General features: G+C 73.9%; 18 protein-coding genes. 3 read left to right on the top strand and 15 right to left on the bottom strand.

Features of this window, described 5'->3' with window-relative positions; translation table 11 throughout:
* Positions 1-48: 48 nt before the first annotated feature.
* Entirely contained in the window at positions 49-882 is an 834-nt protein-coding gene (locus ACFYNX_RS30530; protein WP_388666041.1) for a trans-aconitate 2-methyltransferase, read from the bottom strand.
* A 163-nt stretch (positions 883-1045) separates the two neighbouring features.
* On the opposite strand from ACFYNX_RS30530, the gene ACFYNX_RS30525 reads away from it, so the two are divergent.
* Positions 1046-1543 carry a MarR family winged helix-turn-helix transcriptional regulator gene (locus tag ACFYNX_RS30525; RefSeq protein ID WP_125661098.1) on the top strand — a complete coding sequence of 166 codons (498 nt, stop codon included), beginning with the start codon at positions 1046-1048 and terminating at the stop codon, positions 1541-1543.
* Here the strand turns inward: ACFYNX_RS30525 and ACFYNX_RS30520 are convergent.
* The 14 genes from ACFYNX_RS30520 to rsmI form a co-directional block, all read right to left on the bottom strand.
* Positions 1502-2284 carry a response regulator transcription factor gene (locus ACFYNX_RS30520; RefSeq protein ID WP_365545035.1) on the bottom strand — a complete coding sequence of 261 codons (783 nt, stop codon included), beginning with the start codon at positions 2282-2284 and terminating at the stop codon, positions 1502-1504. The genes ACFYNX_RS30525 and ACFYNX_RS30520 overlap by 42 nt on opposite strands.
* A gap of 299 nt (positions 2285-2583) precedes the next feature.
* Positions 2584-3723 (bottom strand): galactokinase, encoded by a 1140-nt coding sequence (gene galK, locus ACFYNX_RS30515; RefSeq protein ID WP_388666038.1) that lies wholly within the window; start codon positions 3721-3723, stop codon positions 2584-2586.
* The gene (gene galE, locus ACFYNX_RS30510) at positions 3720-4691 is read right to left on the bottom strand and encodes a UDP-glucose 4-epimerase GalE (protein ID WP_365545041.1); all 972 of its coding nucleotides are present in this window, start codon (positions 4689-4691) and stop codon (positions 3720-3722) included. The genes galK and galE overlap by 4 nt, the downstream gene beginning before the upstream one ends.
* On the bottom strand, positions 4688-5731 hold the full coding sequence (gene galT / locus ACFYNX_RS30505) for a galactose-1-phosphate uridylyltransferase (protein WP_388666036.1): 1044 nt from the start codon (positions 5729-5731) through the stop codon (positions 4688-4690). Before galT ends, galE begins: the two co-directional genes overlap by 4 nt.
* A 112-nt stretch (positions 5732-5843) precedes the next feature.
* Complete coding sequence (locus ACFYNX_RS30500) at positions 5844-6527, bottom strand: LuxR C-terminal-related transcriptional regulator (RefSeq protein ID WP_388666233.1); 684 nt, start codon at positions 6525-6527, stop codon at positions 5844-5846.
* Between the two features lie 204 nt (positions 6528-6731).
* Entirely contained in the window at positions 6732-8552 is a 1821-nt protein-coding gene (locus ACFYNX_RS30495; RefSeq protein WP_388666034.1) for a PQQ-binding-like beta-propeller repeat protein, read from the bottom strand.
* Positions 8553-8565: 13 nt separating this feature from the next.
* Positions 8566-10401 (bottom strand): PQQ-binding-like beta-propeller repeat protein, encoded by a 1836-nt coding sequence (locus ACFYNX_RS30490; protein ID WP_388666032.1) that lies wholly within the window; start codon positions 10399-10401, stop codon positions 8566-8568.
* 112 nt (positions 10402-10513) lie between these two features.
* Positions 10514-12319: an ABC-F family ATP-binding cassette domain-containing protein gene (locus ACFYNX_RS30485; RefSeq protein ID WP_388666029.1), complete on the bottom strand. Its 1806-nt coding sequence runs from the start codon at positions 12317-12319 to the stop codon at positions 10514-10516.
* Between the two features lie 134 nt (positions 12320-12453).
* Positions 12454-13503, bottom strand: coding sequence for a 4-(cytidine 5'-diphospho)-2-C-methyl-D-erythritol kinase (locus tag ACFYNX_RS30480; protein WP_365545055.1), 1050 nt, complete (start codon positions 13501-13503; stop codon positions 12454-12456).
* Positions 13500-14372: a 16S rRNA (adenine(1518)-N(6)/adenine(1519)-N(6))-dimethyltransferase RsmA gene (gene rsmA / locus ACFYNX_RS30475; RefSeq protein WP_388666025.1), complete on the bottom strand. Its 873-nt coding sequence runs from the start codon at positions 14370-14372 to the stop codon at positions 13500-13502. Before rsmA ends, ACFYNX_RS30480 begins: the two co-directional genes overlap by 4 nt.
* Positions 14373-14457: 85 nt before the next feature.
* A complete protein-coding gene (locus ACFYNX_RS30470) occupies positions 14458-15843 on the bottom strand; it encodes a ubiquitin-like domain-containing protein (protein ID WP_388666022.1) in 1386 nt (461 codons plus the stop codon).
* A gap of 136 nt (positions 15844-15979) precedes the next feature.
* A complete protein-coding gene (locus tag ACFYNX_RS30465; RefSeq protein WP_125668078.1) occupies positions 15980-16849 on the bottom strand; it encodes a TatD family hydrolase in 870 nt (289 codons plus the stop codon).
* 109 nt (positions 16850-16958) lie between these two features.
* Complete coding sequence (locus ACFYNX_RS30460; RefSeq protein WP_388666019.1) at positions 16959-17375, bottom strand: hypothetical protein; 417 nt, start codon at positions 17373-17375, stop codon at positions 16959-16961.
* Between the two features lie 138 nt (positions 17376-17513).
* Complete coding sequence (rsmI, locus tag ACFYNX_RS30455) at positions 17514-18422, bottom strand: 16S rRNA (cytidine(1402)-2'-O)-methyltransferase (protein ID WP_388666016.1); 909 nt, start codon at positions 18420-18422, stop codon at positions 17514-17516.
* 52 nt (positions 18423-18474) lie between these two features.
* Between rsmI and ACFYNX_RS30450 the strand changes: the two genes are divergently transcribed.
* On the top strand, positions 18475-20217 hold the full coding sequence (locus ACFYNX_RS30450) for a dolichyl-phosphate-mannose--protein mannosyltransferase (protein WP_388666013.1): 1743 nt from the start codon (positions 18475-18477) through the stop codon (positions 20215-20217).
* Between the two features lie 100 nt (positions 20218-20317).
* Positions 20318-21970, top strand: a complete 1653-nt coding sequence (locus ACFYNX_RS30445; protein WP_388666010.1) for a penicillin-binding transpeptidase domain-containing protein — start codon at positions 20318-20320, stop codon at positions 21968-21970.
* The last annotated feature ends 52 nt before the right edge of the window (positions 21971-22022 follow it).

Below are 22022 nucleotides of genomic sequence, written 5' to 3'. Positions count from 1 at the left end.
CACCGGAGTTCCGGTGCGGGGCGTCCGCGCGTCCGGTCCGCCGCGCGGTCAGTCCGGCCTGCGGGCGACGGCGAAGATCCGCCGGAAGGGGAAGACGGTCCCGTGCGGGCCGGGCGGGTAGGCCTCGCGCAGGAGGGCGCGGTACTGGCCGAGGAAGGCGTCGACCGCCTCCCGGTCGTCGCCCAGGGTGGTGAGGACGGGGCGCAGGGCGGTGCCCTTGACCCAGTCGAGGACGGGGTCCTCGCCCTGGAGGAGCTGGCAGTACGTGGTCTCCCAGACGTCCGCCTCGCAGCCGAGGTCGACGAGGCGGGTGAGGTAGTCGGCGGTGTCGAGGACGTGGACGAAGCGGCGGCCCTGGTCGCCGAGGCGGGCGCGCCACTCGGGGGCGTCGCAGAGTTCGCCGAGCAGGGCGTGGCTGGGCGAGACGAAGTTGCCGGGGACCTGGAAGGCGAGGGTGCCGCCGGGGCGGAGCCCGGCGATCCAGGGGGCGAAGGACTCGGGGTGATCGGGCACCCACTGGAGGGCGGCGTTGGAGACGATCAGGTCGTAGGGTTCGTCCGGGACCCAGTGGGCCGCGTCGGCGGACCGGAAGTCGATCCAGCCGCCTCCCCGGGTGGTCCCCGCCCAGTCCTTCTCGGCCCGTTCCAGCATCTCGGGCGAGAGGTCGAACCCGGTGATGTGCGCGTCGGTCCACCGGTCGGCGAGGAGGACCGTCACGTTGCCGGGGCCGCAGCCGAGGTCGGCGATGCGGGCGGGCCGGTCCTGGGCCGGCAGGTGCGGTATTCGGGCGAGCAGGTCGAGGAAGGGCCGGGCGCGGTGTCCGGAGTGGCGGAGGTACTGCTGTGGATCCCAGGTTGGCGCGGCGGATTCCACGGAATGCATCTTCGAAGCCCCCTTGCTGGAACGAATGGCCGAAACGGAACGGTGTTCCGGCCGGGTCCCTTCCCCACCGCACGGGTAAGTATATCTTGAGAACAAGAATCTTTAGGTAAAGAAACTTGACCTGAAGAGACTTTATGTCAACAGACCCTCTACACTGATCGTCATGGAGGACGAGGTCGACCGACTGGTCGCAGCATGGCGCCGCGAGCGCCCCGACCTCGACGTGGAACCGCTCGAGGTGCTCAGCCGCGTCTCGCGGCTCGCCCGGCACCTCGACCGCGCCCGTCGGCTCGCCTTCTCCGAGCACCAGCTCGAACCCTGGGAGTTCGACGTCCTCACCTCGCTGCGCCGCGCCGGAGCGCCCTACCAGCTCTCCCCCGGCCAGCTCCTCACCCAGACCCTGGTCACCTCCGGGACCATGACCAACCGCATCGACCGGCTCACCAAGAAGGGCCTCGTCGAGCGGCTCCCCGACCCCAGCGACCGCCGCGGGGTCCTCGTCCGGCTCACACCCGAGGGCCGCGACCGCGCCGACGAGGCGCTCGCCGGGCTCCTCGCCCAGGAGCGCGCCATCCTGGCCCGGCTCTCCGGCGCCCAGCGCACCGAACTGGCCGCCCTGCTACGCCGGCTGACCGCCCCGTTCGACAACATCCCCGGCTAGGACGACCGCGGCCGCGGGCAGCGGTTCCGCGGGCCCCACGCCCGCCCGGCGGGCCAGGGCCACCGCCGCCAGGGTCGAGTGCACGCCCAGCTTCCCCAGCACGTTCTGCATGTGGGTGCGGACGGTGTGCGGGGACAGGAAGAGGCGCTCGGCGACCGCCTTGCGGCCCAGGCCCGCGACCATGCAGCGCAGCACCTCCCGCTCGCGCGGGGTCAGCGACTCCACGAGCCGCTCGCTGTCCGTGCGGTGCTTGCGGGCCGCCGTCAGCTCCCGCAGGACGCCCGTGAGCAGGGCGGGCGGCAGGTGCGTCTCGTCCCGCAGGACCCCCCGCACCACCGCGAGCAGCCGCTGGAGCGAGCAGTCCTTGGCGACCCAGCCCGACGCCCCGGCCTGGAGGGCGAGCGCGGCCCGGTGCGGGTCGTCCTTCTCCGCGAGGACGACGGTGCGGAGGGCGGGCTGGGCCCGGCGCACCCCCGCCACCAGGGAGATCCCGTCGACCGCGCCGTCGTCGGGCACCGCGCGGGCCGGGGCCGACCCGGGCGGGCCGGCGCCCAGCTCGGCGTCGACGAGCAGCACGTCGAACCTGCGCCCCTCCGCCGCGCCGCGCTCCAGACAGCGCAGGGCGGCCGGACCGCTGCCCGCCGCGGCGACGTCGACGTCCGGCTCGGCCGCGAGGGCGGCGGCCAGCGACTCGGCGAAGATCCGGTGGTCGTCCACCACCAGGACCCGGATACGGGCCACGGACACCCCCATGCGTCGAGGAACGGACCGGCGCGGGCACGGCGCCGGAGGCGGGTCCGTCGTGGGCACGGCCGCCGCCGTGCGTGGATGGATACCCCGCTCACGGCGCCGTACCCCGCGGGCCTCGCCCCCTGAACGGCGCCGGCCCCCGCCGGCGCTGCCCCTCAGGGTAGGGGCGGGGCGCCATGGCGGGGGCCGAATCGCGGAACTGCCGGGAGCGGGCGGCCGGAACCACCGGGGACCGTGCCCGGAAAGGGCTCCTCGAAGCCGGCGGACCCTCCCGGCGGCGGCAGGTCTCCTCAGAGGCGGCGGGCGCCCGCCGAGGGGAGGGCCGGGAAGACGCCCGGGGCCGTGTGCCCGGCGGCGGCGAAGGCCTCCTCGACGGCGGCGGTGACCTTCTCCGCCCGGTCGGCCTCCACCAGGACGACGGCCGAGCCGCCGAAGCCGCCGCCGGTCATCCGGGCGCCGAGCGCCCCGGCCGCGTTCGCCACCCCGACCACCAGGTCCAGTTCGGGGCAGGAGACCCGCAGGTCGTCCCGGAGGGAGGCGTGGCCCTCGGTGAGGACCGGGCCGACCGCCCGGGGGTCCCCGGCGTCGAGCAGCGCGATCGTCCGCTCCACGCGCGCGTTGTCCGAGACGACGTGGCGCACGTACCGCCGGACCTTCTCGTCGTCCAGCCGGGCGAGGGCCTCGGGCAGGTGCGCCGCGTCGACCTCGCGCAGGGCGCGCACGCCGAGCGCCCGCGCGCCCGCCTCGCACCCGGCGCGCCGCTCGGCGTACGCGCCGTCCCCGAGCGCGTGCTTCACGCGGGTGTCGACGACGAGCAGCGTCAGCCCCTCGGCGGCCGGGTCGAAGGGGACGTGACGGTACGACAGGTCGCGGGTGTCCAGGTGGAGGGCGTGGCCCTCCCCGGCGCAGGCGGAGGCCATCTGGTCCATGATCCCGCAGGGCACGCCGACGAAGGCGTTCTCGGCGCGCTGGGCGATCCGGGCCAGCTCCGGCCGGGAGAGGCCGAGTCCGAACAGGTCGTTCAGGGCGAGCGCGGTGACGACCTCCAGGGCGGCCGAGGAGGAGAGCCCGGCGCCGGTCGGCACGGTCGAGGCGAGGTGCACGTCGGCCCCGGTCACCGGATGCCCGGCCTCCCGCAGCGCCCAGACGACCCCGGCGGGGTAGGCCGCCCAGTTGCCGCCGGAGAGCGGCTCCAGGGCCGCCGCGTCGAGCTGGACGACCCCGCCGTCGACGTCGGCCGAGTGCAGCCGCAGGACGCCGTCGTCGCGGCGGGCGACGGCGGCGACGGCGGTGTGCGGCAGGGCGAACGGCAGCACGAAGCCGTCGTTGAAGTCGGTGTACTCCCCGATGAGGTTGACCCGCCCGGGGGCCGCCCAGACCCCGTCGGGGGTCTTCCCGTAGAGGCTCTCGAATCCGGCCGCGACGCTCACGGGCGCTCTCCTTCCCCGCTCCGGGCGAAGGCCCAGGCGTCGGTGACGACGTCCGCCAGGTCGGGGCGGGAGGGGGTCCAGCCGAGCCGTTCGCGCGCGGTGCCGGCGGAGGCGACGAGGACGGCCGGGTCGCCGGGGCGGCGCGGGGCGACGACCTCGGGGACCGGGTGGCCGGTGACCTTCCGTACGGTCTCGACGACCTCGCGGACGGAGAAGCCGTTGCCGTTGCCCAGGTTGCAGATCAGGTGCTCGCCCGCCGTCATGGCGTCGAGGGCGAGCAGGTGGGCCTCGGCGAGGTCGGCGACGTGGATGTAGTCGCGGACGCAGGTGCCGTCCGGGGTCGGGTAGTCCTCGCCGTACACGGAGATCGCCTCGCGGCGGCCCAGGGCGACCTGGAGGACGAGCGGGATCAGGTGCGACTCGGGTTCGTGTCGCTCGCCGTACGGGCCGTACGCCCCGGCCACGTTGAAGTAGCGCAGCGAGACGGCGGCCAGGCCGTGGGCGGTGCACTCGCCGCCGATCATGTGGTCCACGGCGAGCTTGCTCGCCCCGTAGGGGCTGGTGGGGGCGGTGGGGGCGGTCTCGGGGATCGGCACGGTCTCCGGCTCGCCGTAGGTGGCGGCGGTGGAGGAGAAGACGAGCCGGCGGACCCCGGCCGCGCGCATCGCGGCGAGCAGGGCCATGGTGCCGCCGACGTTGTTCTCCCAGTACTTCTCCGGCTTGGCGACGGACTCGCCGACCTGGGAGGAGGCGGCGAAGTGCAGGACGGCGTCGTAGGAGCCGTCGAGCCACGCCGCGGCGTCCTGGACGCGTCCCTCGACGAACTCGGCGCCCTCGGGGACGGCTTCGGCGAAGCCGGTGGAGAGGTCGTCGAGGACGGTGACCCGGTGGCCCCGTTCCAGGAGGTGGGCGGCGACGACGCTCCCCACGTATCCCGCCCCGCCCGTCACCAGATACCTCTCGGTCATGCGCGTGCCACCTCTCGGAGTCGTCGGGCCGCGTCCTCCGGCCGTACGTCGTTCATGAACGCGCCCATGCCGGACTCGGTGCCCGCGAGGAACTTGAGCTTGCCGGGGGCCCGGCGGACGGTGAAGAGCTCCAGGTGGAGCCCGAAGTCCTCCCGCCGCCCGTCGGTGAACGGCGCCTGGTGCCAGGCGGCGATGTAGGGGGTCGGCGGCTCGTCCGGGCCGAAGATCCGGTCGAAGCGCCCCAAGAGTTCCAGAAGGACCTGTGGGCACTCTGTGCGGGCGGCGTCGTCGAGGGCGAGCAGGTCGGGCACCCGCCGCTTGGGGTGGAGGTGCACCTCGTAGGGCCAGTGGGCGGCGTACGGCACGAAGGCGATCCAGTGGTCGGTCTCCAGGACCACCCGTTCGCCGTCGGCCTTCTCCCGGGCGACGACGTCGTCGAAGAGGTTCCGTCCGGTCGCCTCCCGGTGCGCGTCGATCCGGCGCCGCACGGCGGCCGTCCGGGGCGTCACGTAGGGGAAGGCGTAGATCTGGCCGTGGGCGTGGGGCAGGGTGACGCCGATCTCGGCGCCCCGGTTCTCGAAGCAGTAGACCTGCTCGACGCCGGGGAGGGCGGAGAGTGCGGCGGTGCGGTCGGTCCAGGCGGCGAGGACGAGGGCGGCCCGTTCCTCGGTGAGGTCGGCGAAGGAGTCCGTGTGGTCGTCGGTGAAGCAGACGACCTCGCAGCGGCCGACGCCGCCGGAGAGGGAGGGGAAGCGGTTCTCGAAGACCGCCACCTCGTAGCCCTTCTCGGGGATCTCGCTCTCGCGGCCGTCCCGGGAGGGGCAGAGCGGGCAGGCGTCGGCCGGCGGGAGGTAGGTGCGGTCCTGCCGGTGGGAGGCGACGGTGACCGGGTCGCCGGTCAGCTCGTCGTACCGGATCTCGGAGCGGGAGACGACGCGGGTGAGGGGGCGGGGGTCGACGGCGTCGCGGACGGTGTCCTCGCGCGCGTCGTAGTAGATGAGCTCGCGCCCGTCGGCGAGCGTGGTGACGGTCTTCTTCACGGGATGCCCTCCGGGCAGGACCAAGCGCGATCAAACACAACCACGCACAAAGAATCACATTCAAACATCGGCGTCAATGGCGAGGTCCGCCCCGGTCCCGTTCGCACATCCCCTAGGAGGCGCCCCGGGCGCGGGGGACCGCCCGGTCCAGGAGGCCCGTGCGGGCCGCCAGGGCCGCCGCCTCCAGGCGGGAGCCGACCTCCAGCTTCATCAGGACCCGCTGCACGTGCGTCCGGGCCGTGCTCGGCGCGATCCCCATCCCCCGCGCGATCAGCCGGGTGTCCTCCCCCTCCGCGACCCGCACGAGGACCTCCACCTCCCGCCGCGTCAGGAGCCGCAGCAGCCGCTGCCCCTCGTCGTCCGGCTGCTCCGAGGGGTGCAGCAGCTCCGCGAAGGCGCCCTGGAGCAACTGCGGCGCCACCGCCGTCTCCCCCGCCCTGGCCTTCACCAGGGCCCGCTCGACCCCCTCGATGCGCTCGTCGTGGCGGACGTACCCGGACGCCCCGGCCGCGAACGCCGCCGCGATCCCGCGCGGCGACGGCACCGGGCCGAGCACCACCACGGCCACCTGCGGCCGCTCCCGCTTGATCCGCGCGACCGGGTCGAAGACCCCCGGCCCGTCCGGCGCCGCCGTGCCCAGGAGGCAGACCTCCGGCGCCCGGCTCACCACCAGCTCCGCCACCCCCGCCACCGGCGCGGCCGCCGCGAGCACCCGGTGCCCGCGCAGCTTCAGCGCCGAGGCCAGCGCCTCCGCGTGCAGCCGGTGGTCGTCGACCACCACGAGGCGTACGCCCATCCCGGTCATTCCCCCTCCTCCGGACCCGCCGGAGGTCCGGCGGGCCTGAACCCGGCAAGCTACACGCTCCCCCGCCCCGTATCCCGCCAATCCCGGACACAGGCCGCCCGAACGACGGACCGGACGGCGGACCGGGGGCGCCGGAAACGGCCGACGGGCCCCTCCGGATCACCGGAGGGGCCCGTCGGCCGTGCGGAACCGCCGTCAGCGCGGGACGGCGAAGGAGACCAGCAGGTACTCCTTGGGGCCGGTGCCCGACTCCCTGGGCTTGCTGATCAGCCGGTCCGAGATGAAGAACCGGCCGTCCCGGTACCGGAGTTCGGCACCGTTCAGACTGAAGCTGCGCTCCGGGTTCCCGGTCGTCCGGTCCGCCGGGTTCTCCAGGAGCAGCGTCTCCTTCATGGTGGCCCCGTCGACCGAGACGATCCGGCCGCCCTTGTCGTACGGCGCCTCCTTGTAGGCGATGATGTTGGCGCCGTCCATCCGCATCGGGACGTAGGTGTACTTGTCGCCCGCGTCGGCCTTCTCCGGCACCGTGCGCCCGGTGGCCAGGTCGAAGGCGATGATCTCGTTGGTCTCGTCGCCGTACTCGCCGCTGCCGCCCTCGTGCTCCTCGGTCGGCACGTACAGCTTGCCGTTGCCGACGAGCGCCTGCTCGCAGGACTCGACCTGGGTGGTGCGGCAGCGGGCCGCGTACTGCTCCGCGTCCGCCGTGATCTTCGCCTTGAGCTTCCCGGTCCTCTCGTCGATCGAGAAGAAGTCCGAGATGCCGCTGCCGTCGCCGGCGGTCTCGCCGACGTCGGCCGCGACGACCAGCGGCTTGGTGGAGACGACCGAGGCGTACTTGACGCCGGCCGGCATCTTGAACTGCGAGAGCGGCTTGCCCGACACCGGGTCGAGGTTCTGGATCAGCACGCTCGGGCTGTCGTACGTGCCGCACTTGCGGACCGCGACGAGGCCCTCGCCACCGCCGTAGCCCAGGTCGTAGCAGTGGTCGTCCTCGGCCTTGGGCTTCCAGCGCGGGTTGCCACTGGCGAGGTCGAAGGCCGCGCCGCCGTCGGTGCCGCCGGCCGCGACGGTGGTCCCGCTGAGCGTGACCTCGCTGAAGCGCGCCTTGTCGTCGCCGACGGAGACCGCGTCGGACCACACCAGCTTGCCGGTGTTCAGGTCGACCACGCCGACCTGGGTGCACTGCTGGAAGTAGCGCGGCGCGACCCGCTTGGCGGCCTCGAAGAGGATCGGCACCTTGTTGTCGGCGCTGACGTGGCGCGAGGCGCCGCACACCTGGCCGGTCAGCGGCAGCGTCCACAGGACGCCGCCCTTGTCCAGGTCGTAGGCGACCAGCGAGTTGAGGCCCGGCTTCACGAACGCCTTGTCGGTGACCCAGGAGCCGGAGACGTCGGTGACGTCCGGGACCTTCGGCTGGGCGACCGTGTAGGCCACCTTCGCCCCGGTGTCGGCGGGCGCCTTCTCCTTGCCGCCCCCACCGCCCTTGCCGCCGGTGTCGCCGGTGTCGCCGCCGCCGCCGGCCGTGGAGCCCTGCGCGGTGCCGTCGGGGCCCTTGGCCTCCTCGGAGCCGTCGCCGGACCGGGCGTACCAGATGCCGAAGCCGACGATCAGGGCGATCGCGACGACCGCCGCGATGACGATCTGGAGCTGCGCGGACAGCTTCTTGCCGCCGGGCGCCGGCGGGGCGGGCTGCTGGTACCCGCCGTACTGCGGCTGCTGGGGCTGCGTCGGGTAGCCGTACGGGGCCTGCGGCTGCTGCGGTTGCGCCGGGTAGCCGTACCCCTGGTCGGGCTGGGGCTGCCCGGGGTAGCCGTACGGGGGCTGCTGCGGGGGCGCCGGCGGCTGCTGCGGATGGCCGTGGCCCTGGTCGGCCGGGGGCTGCTGCGGGTAGCCGTAACCGGGTCCGGGCTGCTGCGGGTAGCCGTAGCCGGGCTCCTGCGGCGGAGGCGTCGGGGCCCCGAAGCCGCCCTGTGGGTCCGGCGGTTGGTTCGGCGGGGGCGGGGGTGGCTGCGTCATCGGTCCGTGTACCTCACTTGCTGAAGGCCATCATCGTCTTGACCAGCTTCTCTTCCTTGTCGTTGGAGGCGGAGACGCGTCCGCTCGCCAGGACGAAGGTGCCGTTGCCGTAGGCGTAGGCCGCATCGTAGAAGTTGTTCTCGATCTCGGCGGTGGAGGCCGGGTGCTGGAGCAGGACCTTCGGCGCGCCGCCGGTCGGGGCGAGGGTGGCGACGGCGCCGCCCTTGCCGTACGCGGCCTCCACGTACAGCAGGACCTCGGAGCCCTCCATGCGCAGCGGCTTCATGGTCTGCTCGCCGGGGGCCTTGGAACGCCACTTGGCCTTGCCGGTGTTCAGGTCGAAGGCGACGACCTCGTTGGGCGTGCCGTACTTGGTCTCGGTCGCCATGTAGAGGTTGTTCGCGTCGGCCGCGACGCCGGTGCAGCCCTGGAGGTTCTTGCCGAAGACGACGAAGCCGCCGCCGCACCGGGGGCCGAACTTGTCGTTCTTGCCGCCCTGGACGTTCGAGCGGAGCCCGCCGTCGGGGCGGAGCGAGAAGATGGCCCACTGCTCCGGCTCGCGCTGGCGGGCCGAGACGACCAGCGGGTCGACCGAGTAGACCTTGTCGATCTCCCAGTTCGCCTTCAACTGGTAGGTGTACTTGGGCTTTCCGGTGTTCGGGTCGACCTCGCCGATCGCCTGGACCTTCTTGGAGGCGTCGCCCGAGGGGCAGTTCATGGCGGCGAACAGCTTCTTGCCGCCCGCGTAGGCGAAGGGCTTGCAGCCGGTGGTGGCGCCCTTGAAGAGCTGCCGGCCGTCGGTGAGGGAGAAGCCGTACGCGCTGCTGCTGCCGGCCGCGGTGAGCGTGTTGCCGCTGATGGCCAGGGTGTGGTCGGAGAAGGCGAAGAGGCCGGTGGGCTTGGGGATGGACTTCTTCCAGCCGGCCTTGCCGGTCTTGAGGTCGATCTGCTGGAGCTCGGTGCAGTCGGCGCCCTCCTTGGCGCTCTGCTGGTACCCGAAGGCCATGAGGCCCCCGGCGGAGGGCTCCGGCGGGGCCGCGCACAGCTCGAACGGCAGGTCGACGGTCCACTTCACGGCGCCGGTGTTCAGGTCGTAGCCCTGGACGCTCTTGTACATGGCCTTGACGACGGTGTCGCCGGCGATCCAGGGGCCGTGGACGTCGGCGCCGTTGCGGGGCAGGTCGACGGTGTTCTTGAGCAGCCAGTTCACCTTGGCCTCGCCGGCCTGGCGGCCCGCGTTGAGGTCGTCGTCGCCGTTGCTCCCGTCGCCGGAGCCGTCGCCCTCGTCCACCGACGCGGTGGGCTTGGGGGCGCCGGAGGTCGGGGCGGCCGTGGCGGTGGGGCCGGCCACCGGGTCCTTCTCGTCGTCCCCGCCGCCGACGACGGCCCAGGTCGTGACGGCGGCGATCAGGACGGCGGCGGCGGCCACACCGGCGACGAGGGCGGTCCGGTTCTTGGAGGGACCGCCGCCGCCGGGCGGGGGCGGGGTCGGGGCGCCGGGGTAGCCGGGCTGGGTCGGGTAGCCCCCGTAGGGGTTCGGCTGCCGGCCGTACGGACCGGGCTGCGGCTGTCCCTGCTGCGGGTAGCCGTAGGGCGGCGGCACCGGCTGCCCGTACGGGCCGGGCTGCTGGCCGGGCTGCTGCGGGTAGCCGTACCCGGGCGCGGGCTGCTGCGGGGCCTGCCCGTAGGGGCCGGGCGCGGTCGGCGGGGCGGGCGGGACCGGCGGCGCCTGCGGCGGAACCGGCGGTACGGGCGGCTGTCCCGGCTGCGGAGTCCGGCCCGGGGGCTGGTCCGGGTCCTGGGGGGCTCCGAAGCCCCCCGGCGGCTGGTTGCTGGGCGGCTGCGTCATGACTGGTTCCCCCTAGGCGTGAACGGGTTTTCTTTCTACCACTCACGCAATGGCGCAAAAGCGACCGGTCCACCCCTTGTTCCCAAGGGAGGACCGGCCTGTAATGCCCTCGTTATGCGTCCTCGGCCAGTTCCAGCCAGCGCATCTCCAGCTCCTCGCGCTCCGCGGCCAGGTCCCGCAGCTCCGCGTCGAGCTTGGCGACCTTCTCGAAGTCGGTGGCGTCGTCCGCGATCCGCGCGTGCAGCTTCGTCTCCTTCTCGGAGACCTTGTCGAGCTGCCGCTCGACCTTCTGCAGCTCCTTCTTCGCGGCGCGGGCGTCCGCGGCCGAGACGCCCGGCTTCTGCTGCGCGGGCGGGGCGGCGGGCGCCGGGACGGACGCCTCGACGGCCCTGCGGCGCCGCTCCAGGTACTCCTCGATGCCGCGCGGCAGCATCCGCAGCGTCCGGTCGCCGAGCAGGGCGAACGTCTTGTCCGTGGTGCGCTCGATGAAGAACCGGTCGTGGGAGATGACGACCATGGAGCCCGGCCAGCCGTCGAGGAGGTCCTCCAACTGGGTCAGGGTCTCGATGTCGAGGTCGTTGGTGGGCTCGTCGAGGAAGAGGACGTTCGGCTCGTCCATGAGCAGGCGCAGCAACTGGAGGCGGCGGCGCTCGCCGCCGGAGAGGTCCGCGACCGGCGTCCACTGCTTCTCCTTGGAGAAGCCGAACTGCTCGCAGAGCTGGCCGGCCGTCATCTCGCGGCCCTTGCCGAGGTCGACCCGGTCGCGGATCTGCTGCACGGCCTCCAGGACGCGCAGGGTGCCGGGGAGTTCGGTGACGTCCTGGGAGAGGTAGGCGAGCCGGACGGTCTTGCCGACGACGATCCGGCCGGCGGCCGGCTGGACCTCGCCGCCGCTGGCGGCCGCGTCCGCGAGGGCCCGCAGGAGGGAGGTCTTGCCCGCGCCGTTGACGCCGACCAGACCGACGCGGTCGCCGGGGCCGAGCTGCCAGGTGAGGTGCTTGAGCAGCTCCTTGGGTCCGGCGGTGACGGTCACGTCCTCCAGGTCGAAGACCGTCCTGCCCAGGCGCGCGTTGGCGAACTTCATCAGCTCGCTGGTGTCGCGCGGCGGCGGCACGTCGGCGATCAGCTCGTTGGCGGCCTCGATGCGGTAGCGCGGCTTGGAGGTGCGGGCGGGGGCGCCGCGCCGCAGCCAGGCCAGCTCCTTGCGCATCAGGTTCTGCCGCTTGACCTCCTCCGTGGCCGCGATCCGCTCGCGCTCGGCGCGGGCGAAGACGTAGTCGGAGTAGCCGCCCTCGTACTCGTGCACGTCGCCGCGCTGCACGTCCCACATGCGGGTGCAGACCTGGTCGAGGAACCAGCGGTCGTGGGTGACGCAGACGAGCGCCGAGCGCCGGTTCTGGAGGTGCTGGGCGAGCCAGGCGATGCCCTCGACGTCGAGGTGGTTGGTGGGCTCGTCGAGGACGATGAGGTCCTGGTCCTCGATGAGGAGCTTGGCGAGCGCGATCCGGCGCCGCTCGCCGCCGGAGAGCGGGCCGATGACGGTGTCCAGGCCGTGCTCGAAGCCGGGCAGGTCGAGCCCGCCGAAGAGGCCGGTGAGCACGTCGCGGATCTTGGCGCTGCCGGCCCACTCGTGGTCGGCCATGACGCCGATGACCTCGTGCCGGACGGTGGCCTTCGGGTCGAGCGAGTCGTGCTGGGTGAGGACGCCCAGGCGCAGGCCGCCGCTGTGGGTGACGCGGCCGGTGTCGGCCTCCTCCAGCCTGGCGAGCATCCGGATGAGGGTGGTCTTGCCGTCGCCGTTGCGGCCCACGACCCCGATCCGGTCCCCTTCGGAGACGCCGAGCGAGACGCCGTCGAGCAGGGCACGGGTGCCGTACACCTTGCTGACGTTCTCGACATTGACCAGGTTGACGGCCACGTTGACTCCTGTACGGGGTGATCGATCGACGTCCAGGGTACGTCGGCACGGCCGCTCGCCCGCCGGGTGTCCGTGACGGGCCCGGCGGCGCTCGGACCGCCCGTGCGGGCGGCCGTCCCGCCGGGACGCGGGCGTCAGGGCGCCAGGATCGTCGCGCCCGCCGCCGGGGACGTCGCCGTGCGGGCCGTGCGGCAGGTGCCCGAGGCGGTCAGGGCGGCGGCGACCGTCCTCGCCGCCTCCGCGTCCTTCACCAGGAACGCGGTCGTCGGGCCCGAGCCCGAGACCAGTGCGGCGAGGGCGCCCGCGTCGGTGCCGGCCGCCAGGGTCGCGGCGAGCGAGGGGCGCAGGGAGAGCGCCGGGGCCTGGAGGTCGTTGGCGAGGGTGCCCGCGAGGGCGGTGGTGTCGCCGGTGCGCAGGGCCTCCAGGAGGGCGGGCGGGGCGGCCGGTTCGGGGACGTCCGTGCCCTCGGTGAGCCGGTCGAACTCGCCGAAGACGACCGGGGTCGAGAGCCCGCCGTCCGCGAGGGCGAACACCCAGTGGAAGTCGCCGCCCACCGGCAGCTCCGTCAGCCTCTCGCCCCGGCCGGTGCCCAGCGCCGCCCCGCCGACCAGGCTGAACGGCACGTCGGAGCCCAGCTCGGCGCAGATGTCGAGGAGTTCGGCGCGGGGGGTGTCCAGGCCCCAGAGCGCGTCGCACGCGAGCAGCGCGCCCGCCCCGTCCGCGCTGCCGCCGGCCATGCCGCCGGCCACCGGGATGTCCTTGGCGATGTGCAGGTGCACGTCCGGGGCGATGCCGTGCCGGGCGGCGAGCAGCTCGGCGGCGCGGGCGGCGAGGTTGGTGCGGTCGAGCGGCACCTTGTCGGCGTCCGGACCCTCGCAGGTGACCGTCAGCGTCTCGGCGGGGGTGGCGGTCACCTCGTCGTGGAGGGAGACCGCGAGGAAGACGCTGGCCAGGTCGTGGAAGCCGTCGGGGCGGGCGGCGCCGACCGCGAGCCGGACGTTGACCTTGGCGGGGACGCGGACGGTGACGGAGCGCGGCCCGCCGCCGCCGTGTGTGCCGCCGCCCTGTGTGCCGCCGCCGACCGGGTCCGTACTGCCGGTAGCGCCACGCACCGGCTCCACAGCGGCCTCCACCGGCTCCGTACCGCCGGCACCGCCGTCCACCGCCTCCGTACCGCCGCTCATGCCTTCGCCTCCGCGATCCGCGCGAACTCCTCCACCGTCAGGGCCTCGCCGCGCGCCTGCGGCGAGATCCCGGCCTTCACCAGGGCCTCCTCGGCCGCCGCCGGGGAGCCCGCCCAGGTCGCGAGGGCCGCGCGGAGGGTCTTGCGGCGCTGCGCGAAGGCCGCGTCGACGACCGCGAAGACCTCCCGCCGGGTGGCGGTGGTCGCGAGCGGCTCGGCGCGGCGGACCAGGGAGACCAGGCCGGAGTCGACGTTCGGCGCGGGCCAGAAGACGTTGCGGCCGATGGCGCCGGCCCGCTTCACCTCGGCGTACCAGTTGGCCTTCACCGACGGCACGCCGTACACCTTGTTCCCCGGCCGGGCGGCGAGCCGGTCCGCGACCTCGGCCTGGACCATGACGAGGGTCCGCTCGATGGTCGGGAAGCGCTCCAGCATGTGCAGCAGGACGGGCACGGCCACGTTGTACGGCAGGTTCGCGACGAGCGCGGTCGGCGCCGGGCCCGGGAGCTCCCGGACCAGCATGGCGTCGGAGTGCACGAGCGCGAAGCGGTCGGCGCGGGCGGGCATCCGGGCCTCGATCGTGGCGGGCAGCGCGGCGGCGAGCACGTCGTCGATCTCGACGGCGGTCACCCGGTCCGCGGCCTCCAGGAGGGCCAGGGTGAGGGAGCCGAGACCGGGGCCCACCTCCACGACCACGTCGTCGGGACGCACCCCGGCCGTGCGGACGATCCGCCGGACGGTGTTGGCGTCGATGACGAAGTTCTGGCCCTTCTGCTTCGTGGGGCGCACGCCGAGGACGGCGGCCAGCTCACGGATGTCGGCGGGGCCGAGGAGGGCGTCGGGGGTTTCGGAACCGGTGGTGTCGCTCACCGGTACAGACTAGGGCTTGCCCGGTGGGGACCCCGCCCGCCGCGGGGTCGGCCGCTCACGCGTGCGGCCCGCCCGCGCGGCCCGCTCACCCCCGGAGCCTGCGCCCGCAGTGGGGCCACGGGCTCGCCCCCCGCTGCACGTACAGCTTCTTCGCCCGGAAGGTCTGCTCGGCGGCGGGCGCGTCCTGGGCGGTGCCGGTGCCGCCGAGCGCGCGCCAGGTGGCGGGGTCGAACTGGTAGAGCCCGCCGTACGTCCCCGAGGGGTCGACGGCGTCCGGCCGGCCGCCGGACTCGCAGGCGGCGAGCGCGCCCCAGTCGAGGCCGTCGGCGCCGGAGACGGAGGCGGGCGGGCGCCGGGTGCCGATCCGCACCGTGCGGCTGACGGGCTCGCGGACGATCTCCTCGCCGATCCGGCGGGGCCGCCCCTGGACGCCGTTGACCGAGCGCAGGGCGTACGTGACGCGGCGGACGCCGTGGACGCCCTGCCGTTCGACGACCTCGGTCCCGGCGAACAGCTCCGGGTCGCGGATCCGCTCGACGGCGTACGGGACGGTCTCCTCGCGCACCCGCCTGCTGTCGGTGATCCGCAGCACGGTGACCGTCTGGCCGTCGCGGGGGAAGGAGCCGGGGTCCACGGAGAGGGCGTCCTGCCCGGAGAGGGTGATCCCGGTCTCGGCGAGCGCCTCGCGGACGGTGGCGGCGTTGGTGCGGACGGTCCGCTCGCGTCCGTCGGCGAGGAAGGTGACGGCCCGCTCGGTGCGCACGTCGAGGGCGAGGCCGTGCCGGGAGATGGCGGCCGAGCGGGAGACCGAGAGGTGGGCGCCCTCCGCGCGGACCCCGAACTGGCGCAGCGCCTCCTCGACGCTGCGGGCCGTCGTCCACACCCGGTGGCTCCGGCCGTCGAGGGTGAGGGCGACCGGGCGTCCGTAGCGGACCACGACCTCGTCGCCGTCGGCGAGGGGCTCGCCGGGGGCGGGGGCGACGATGTCGTGCCCGTCGACGGCCAGGCCCTCGTCGGCGAGGAGTTCGCCGACGTCGTCGGCGAAGGTGTGCAGGGTGCGGGGGACGCCGTCGACGGAGAGGCGGACGGCCTTGTCGTCGGCGACGAAGGCGGTGGTGCCGCCGGCGAGGAAGGCGACGACGAGGGCCTGCGGGACGAGTCGGCGCAGGCCGTCTCCGGCGGACTTCGCGAGGCCGGGGGCTCCGGAGGAGCCGGTGGCGGATCCGGAGGTCCTGCGGCGGCGGGCGGCCCGGCGGGCCCCGGCGCGGGTGCCCTGGCCGGGGACGGCGCCGGGGGCGGCGCCGGGAGCGGGCGCGGCGCCGGGGGCTCCCGGGGAGGACGGCACGACCAGCGGGGCCGCCTGCGTCGGCTGCTCGTGGACGGAGAGACCGGGAGGGGCGGCGGGGCCGGGGAGAACGGCGGGGGTGGCGCCCCGGCGTCCGGCCCGGTGACTGCCCTGGGAAGTGCTCACGAGGCCGGGACCCTAGCCCCGGCCCCGGTCACGCTCCAAGACGACCCGACCACTTCCCGTAACCGTTATGGATCGGTGACCGCCGGGATGGGCACCGGGTCGGGTGCCGGGGTCGGCGGTCGGGTCGGCAGCCGGATCAGTAGTCGAACGCGCGGGCGGTGTTCACCGCGATCGCCTCCGCCAGCTCGTTCTCCCCGATCCCGCGCACCTCCGCCATGGCCCGGACGGTGACCGGGATCAGGTACGGGGCGTTGGGGCGGCCCCGGAAGGGCGCCGGGGTGAGGAAGGGGGCGTCGGTCTCGACGAGGACCAGCTCCAGGGGGGCGACCGCGAGGGCGTCCCGGAGCGGCTGGGCGTTCTTGAAGGTGACGTTGCCGGCGAAGGACATGTAGTAGCCCTTGGCCGCGCAGATCTCCGCCATCTCCGCGTCGCCGGAGTAGCAGTGGAAGACGGTCCGCTCGGGGGCGCCCTCCTCGTCCAGGACGCGCAGCACGTCGGCGTGGGCCTCGCGGTCGTGGATGACGAGCGCCTTGCCGTGCCGCTTGGCGATCTCGATGTGGGCCCGGAAGGAGCGCTCCTGCGCGGCGACGCCCTCGGGTCCCGTGCGGAAGAAGTCGAGGCCGGTCTCGCCGACCCCGCGCACGTGCGGCAGGGCGGCGAGCCGGTCGATCTCGGTGAGCGCGTCGTCGAGGGCCGCGTCCCCGCCGCCCTCCCTGGCCCCCTGCCGGGACCGGCCGTCGGGGTCCCCCAGGACGATCCGGGGGGCTTCGTTGGGGTGCAGCGCGACGGCCGCGTGCACGTTCTCGTGGGCGGCGGCCGTCTCGGCGGCCCACCGGGAGCCCTTCACGTCGCAGCCGACCTGCACGACCGTGGTGACGCCGACGGCGGCGGCCTTCACCAGGGCCTCCTCGACGGTCCCGGACTGGAGGTCCAGGTGGGTGTGCGAGTCCGCGACCTCCACGAGGAGGGGTTCGGGCAGCGGCGGCGGGGCGTCCTTGGCACTCATGGCCCCGATCGTACGAGGGTCGCCCGTACGGGGGCCACGAGCTCCGGCGTCCGGCCCTTCCCGGCTCCTCGCGCTGCCGGCGTTGTCCGCGCTGTCCGCGCTGTCCGCGCTATCCGCGCTTCCGGAAGGGGTGCAGGAGGTCCGACAGGTGCCAGTGGTGCGGCACCGGCGGGACGTCGGGACCCTCGGTCAGTTCCTGCCCGATGGGCCCGGCGGGCCCGACCGGCTTGGTCTCCTTGGACCCGCGCCCGTGCTTCTCCGTCGCGGCGATCAGGTCGAGCACCGAGGACACCTGTCCCGCGCGCATGATCCTGACGACGTGGCCGCCGCAGTTCATGCAGGTGGGTCGGGACAGCGGGGACGGGACCCGCTCTCCCCCGGCCTTGTAGACGACGAATTCCTGGCCGGCGGCGTCGACGTGGTGCTCGATGTCGTACGCCTGCTCCCAGCCGTATCCGCAGCGCATGCAGGCGAAGGCGTACGCCTCGTGTGCGACGGATATGCCGGTGCCGGTGATCTCGCTCATGCCAGCTCCTCTCCACTGATCAGTGGACGCCTTTTCGGGCCGGAGCGCATCAGCGCGGGTCGAACCATGGAAGGCTTTTGGCGCTTCCCTTGCCAAGCGCCCCGTGAAGAGTCCCGGCGCCGGTTTCGGCTTTGCCTTTCAGATTAGCTCTTTACCGTTTCCGGGGCCCCGCGCAGCCTTTCCGGGATCCTGTGCGGCCGCGTTCTTTGCCGCGACGACGGCATCGAACACCTCCCTCTTGGGAAGGCCCGCCTCGGCCGCGACGGCGGCGATCGCCTCCTTGCGCCGCTCCCCCGCCTCCTCGCGCACGCGCACCCTGCGCACCAGCTCCTCCGCGTCGAGCGCGGCGGGTCCGGTCTCCGGAGCGCCCTCGACGACGACGGTGATCTCGCCCCGTACGCCCTCGGCCGCCCAGGCCGCCAGGTCGGCCAGCGGGCCGCGCCTGACCTCCTCGTACGTCTTGGTCAGCTCGCGGCAGACGGCGGCCCGGCGGTCGGCGCCGAAGACCTCGGCCATCGCGGCGAGGGTGTCGTCGAGCCGGTGCGGGGCCTCGAAGTAGACGAGGGTCCGCCGCTCGTCCGCGACCTCGCGGAGCCGCCCGAGGCGCTCGCCGGCCTTCCTGGGCAGGAAGCCCTCGAAGCAGAAGCGGTCGACGGGCAGCCCGGAGAGGGCGAGGGCGGTGAGGACGGCGGACGGGCCGGGCACGGCCGTCACCCTGACGCCCTCCTCGACGGCGGCGGCGACGAGCCGGTAGCCGGGGTCCGACACGGACGGCATGCCCGCGTCGGTCACGAGCAGCACCCGCGCCCCGCCGACCAGCGCCTCCACCAGCTCGGGCGTCCGGGCGGACTCGTTGCCCTCGAAGTAGGAGACGACGCGCCCGGAGGTGTGGATGCCGAGCGCCCGGGTCAGGCCGCGCAGCCTGCGCGTGTCCTCGGCGGCCACGATGTCCGCGCCCTGCAGCTCGGTGGCGAGGCGGGGCGGGGCGTCCGCGATGTCGCCGATGGGGGTCCCTGCGAGTACCAGCGTTCCTGTCACGGGTGCCATCCTCCCAGCCCGGACGGGCGACGCGCACAGGCGCGTTCCCTACGATGGCGCGGTGACCAGTACCGCACCCGAGACCCTGGAGGGCCGGCAGTCCGTGGCAGAGCCCTCTTCGTGGCAGCAGCGGCTCCGGCTCTTCGGCTACGAGCCGCCCGCCGGACGCGCCGCCCCCATCGGGCTGCGGGAGCGGCTCGACCCCCCGTACACCCGTCCCTCCGCGCGCGTGTGGTCGTTCCTCGGCGTCGGCCCCGACGGGGCCGAGAAGCTGTGGCGGCTCCTCGCCTGGGGCGGTCCGCTCCTGGTCACGGCGGTCGCGGGCCTGCTCCGGTTCTGGAACCTGGGCAAGCCGAACGCGGTGATATTCGACGAGACGTACTACGCGAAGGACTCCTGGGCGCTGATCAACCAGGGGTACGAGGGGGCCTGGCCGAAGGACATCGACAAGACGATCCTGAAGGACCCGGGGTCGGTCCTCGTGCCGACCGACCCGGGCTACGTCGTGCACCCGCCGATGGGCAAATGGGTGATCGGCGCCGGCGAGAAGCTGTTCGGCTTCGAGCCGTTCGGCTGGCGCTTCATGGTGGCCCTGCTCGGCACCCTGTCGGTGCTCATGCTGTGCCGGATCGGGCGGCGCCTGTTCCGCTCGACGCTCCTGGGCTGTCTGGCGGGCCTGCTGCTCGCCGTCGACGGGCTGCACTTCGTGATGAGCCGCACCGCGCTCCTCGACCAGGTGCTGATGTTCTTCGTGCTCGCCTCCTTCGGCTGCCTCGTCCTGGACCGCGACCGGGTCAGGAAGCGGCTGGCGGCGGCGCTCCCGGAGGACGAGGAGGGGGTGCTGCGGCCGGACGGGGAGGTCGCGGAGTCCCTGCGGCTCGGGTGGCGGCCGTGGCGGATCACGGCCGGCGTGATGCTGGGGCTCGCGGCGGCGACCAAGTGGAACGGCCTGTACGTCATGGTGGCCTTCGGCCTGATGACGGTGCTGTGGGACGTCGCCGGGCGGCGCACGGCGGGCGCGGTCCGCCCGTACGTCTCGGTGATCAGGAAGGACCTGGTCCCGGCGTTCGCCTCGGTGGTGCCGGTGGCGATCGCGACCTACCTGGTGACCTGGACCGGCTGGATCGTCGGCGACAAGGGCTACTTCCGCACGTGGGCCGCCGACCAGGACAAGCTGGACGGGGGCGGGACCTGGAGCTGGCTGCCGGACTGGCTGCGCAGCCTGTGGCACTACGAGACCGAGGTCTACTCCTTCCACGTGGGCCTGACCTCGCCGCACACGTACGAGTCGAACCCCTGGTCCTGGATCGTCCTCGGCCGCCCCGTCTCGTACTTCTACGAGTCCCCGGCGCCCGGCACGAAGGGCTGCCCGGCCGACGCCGGCGAGAAGTGCGCCCAGGAGGTCCTCGCCCTCGGCACCCCGCTCCTGTGGTGGGCCGCCTGCTTCGCGATCCTGTACGTCCTGTGGCGCTGGGCCTTCCGCCGCGACTGGCGAGCGGGCGCGATCGCCTGCGGCATCGCGGCCGGCTGGCTTCCCTGGTTCCTCTATCAGGAACGCACCATCTTCCTTTTCTACGCGGTCGTCTTCGTGCCTTTCCTGTGCCTGGCGGTGGCCATGATGCTGGGCGCGCTCATCGGGCCCCGCGGTTCCACGGAAAGGCGCCGCACTTTCGGCGCGGTGGCGGCGGGATGTCTCGTCCTCCTCATCGTCTGGAATTTCATCTATTTCTGGCCCATCTACACGGGCACGCCGATTCCGCTGGAGGACTGGCGGGGGCGGATGTGGCTGGACACGTGGGTGTGAGGGTGCCGGTGCCGGAGTGACGGACATGACGGAAGGTGCTCGACACGCCCGGGAGCCCGCTGCTTGACTGGACGGCCGTCTGGGGGAGGGGAACGCAGTCATGCGCAGTGGAGCCAAGGTCGCGGTCGTCGGAGGGGTCTTCGCGGTCGTCGCGGGCGGGGTCGGCTACGGGGGCTACAACCTGTGGAACGGCGTCACGGGCGGCGACTCGACCGTGAGCACCCGGAGCGAGGCCGTGCCGGAGAAGAGATCCGGGCCCGTCACCCCCGAGGAGACGACGGCCACCGCGAAGGACTTCCTGGCGGCCTGGGCGGCCGGGGAGTCCGACAGGGCGGCCCAGCTCACGAACGACCCGGTCACGGCCGGCCCCGCGCTGCTCGCCTACAAGGAGGGCGCGAAGGTCTCGAAGGCGGTCATCACCCCCGGGACGCCGGTCGGCACGAAGGTGCCGTTCACGGTGCGGGCGACGGTCTCGTACGAGGGCGTGTCCAAGGACCTGTCGTACGCCTCCGAGCTGACCGTGGTCCGGGGGACGACCACCGGCCGGCCGCTGGTGCGGTGGCGGCCGGCCGTCCTGCACCCGAAGCTGACCGCCGGCGCGACCCTGCGCACCGGCACCGCGAAGGTCGCCTCCGTGAAGGCCGTCGACCGGAACGGGGTCGAGCTGACCGGGCAGAAGTACCCCTCGCTCGGCCTGATCATCGACACCCTGCGGCAGCGGTACGGGGCGCGGGCGGGCGGCACGACCGGGGTCGAGACCTGGATCGACTCGGGCAGCGAGACCGTCGCCGACACCCCCCTCCTGGTCCTGCGGAAGGGCAGGCCCGGCACGATAGAGACCACCATCGACGCGGGGGTGCAGGCGGCGGCCGAGAAGGCGGTCACGGCGTACTCCCGGGCCGCCGTGGCGGCGGTCGAGCCGTCGACGGGCGCGATACGGGCGGTCGCCAACAGCCCGGCGGGGGGCTTCAACACGGCGTTCCAGGGGGCGCAGGCGCCGGGCTCGACGATGAAGATCGTGACGTCGGCGATGATCATGCAGCACGGGCTCGGCGGCCCCGGCAGCCCCGTCGAGTGCTCCCCCGAGGCGAGCTGGAAGGGCGTCACCTTCCACAACCTGGACCACTCCTCCTTCAAGGGCGGCACGCTGGCCAAGGCCTTCAGGACGTCCTGCAACACCGCCTTCCTGAAGAAGGCGCTCGGCCCGCTCGGCGAGAAGGACCTGGAGGACGGCGCCCTCGGCGAGACCGCCCGCCGCTACTTCGGGATCGGCCTCACCTGGCAGGTGGGGGTGCAGGCGTGGGACGGCAGCGTGCCCGTGTCGCAGGGGGGAGAGACGGCCGCCTCGTACATCGGCCAGGGCAAGGTCACGATGAGCGCCCTGAACGTCGCCTCGCTCTCCGCGACCGTGCGGGACGGCGGCTTCCGCCAGCCGTACCTGGTGGCGAAGGAGTACGGCGACCGGGAGTTCGCCACGGCCGAGCGGCTGCCCGGGGAGATCGCCTCGGGCCTGCGGCAGATGATGAAGGAGACGGCGACGGAGCCGGACGGCACCGCGACCCGGGCGATGGCGGGGGTGCCCGGCCCCAAGGGCGCGAAGACCGGTTCGGCGGAGGTCGACGGCCAGGGCACGTCCAACAGTTGGTTCACCGGCTACTCGGGCGACCTCGCGGCGGCGGCGGTCGTCGAGGCCGGCGGGCACGGGGGCGACGCGGCGGGGCCGGTGGTGGCGAGGGTTCTGAAGGCGGGCTGAGGCGGGGTGGGACGGGGCGGGATGAGCCGCGCCCGGACGGGCCGGGGGTGGC

The organism is Streptomyces sp. NPDC007872, assembly GCF_042868165.1.
Classification (GTDB): domain Bacteria; phylum Actinomycetota; class Actinomycetes; order Streptomycetales; family Streptomycetaceae; genus Streptomyces.
The sequence above is the reverse complement of the archived record's forward strand: the minus strand, read 5'-3'. Positions and strand labels throughout refer to the sequence as shown.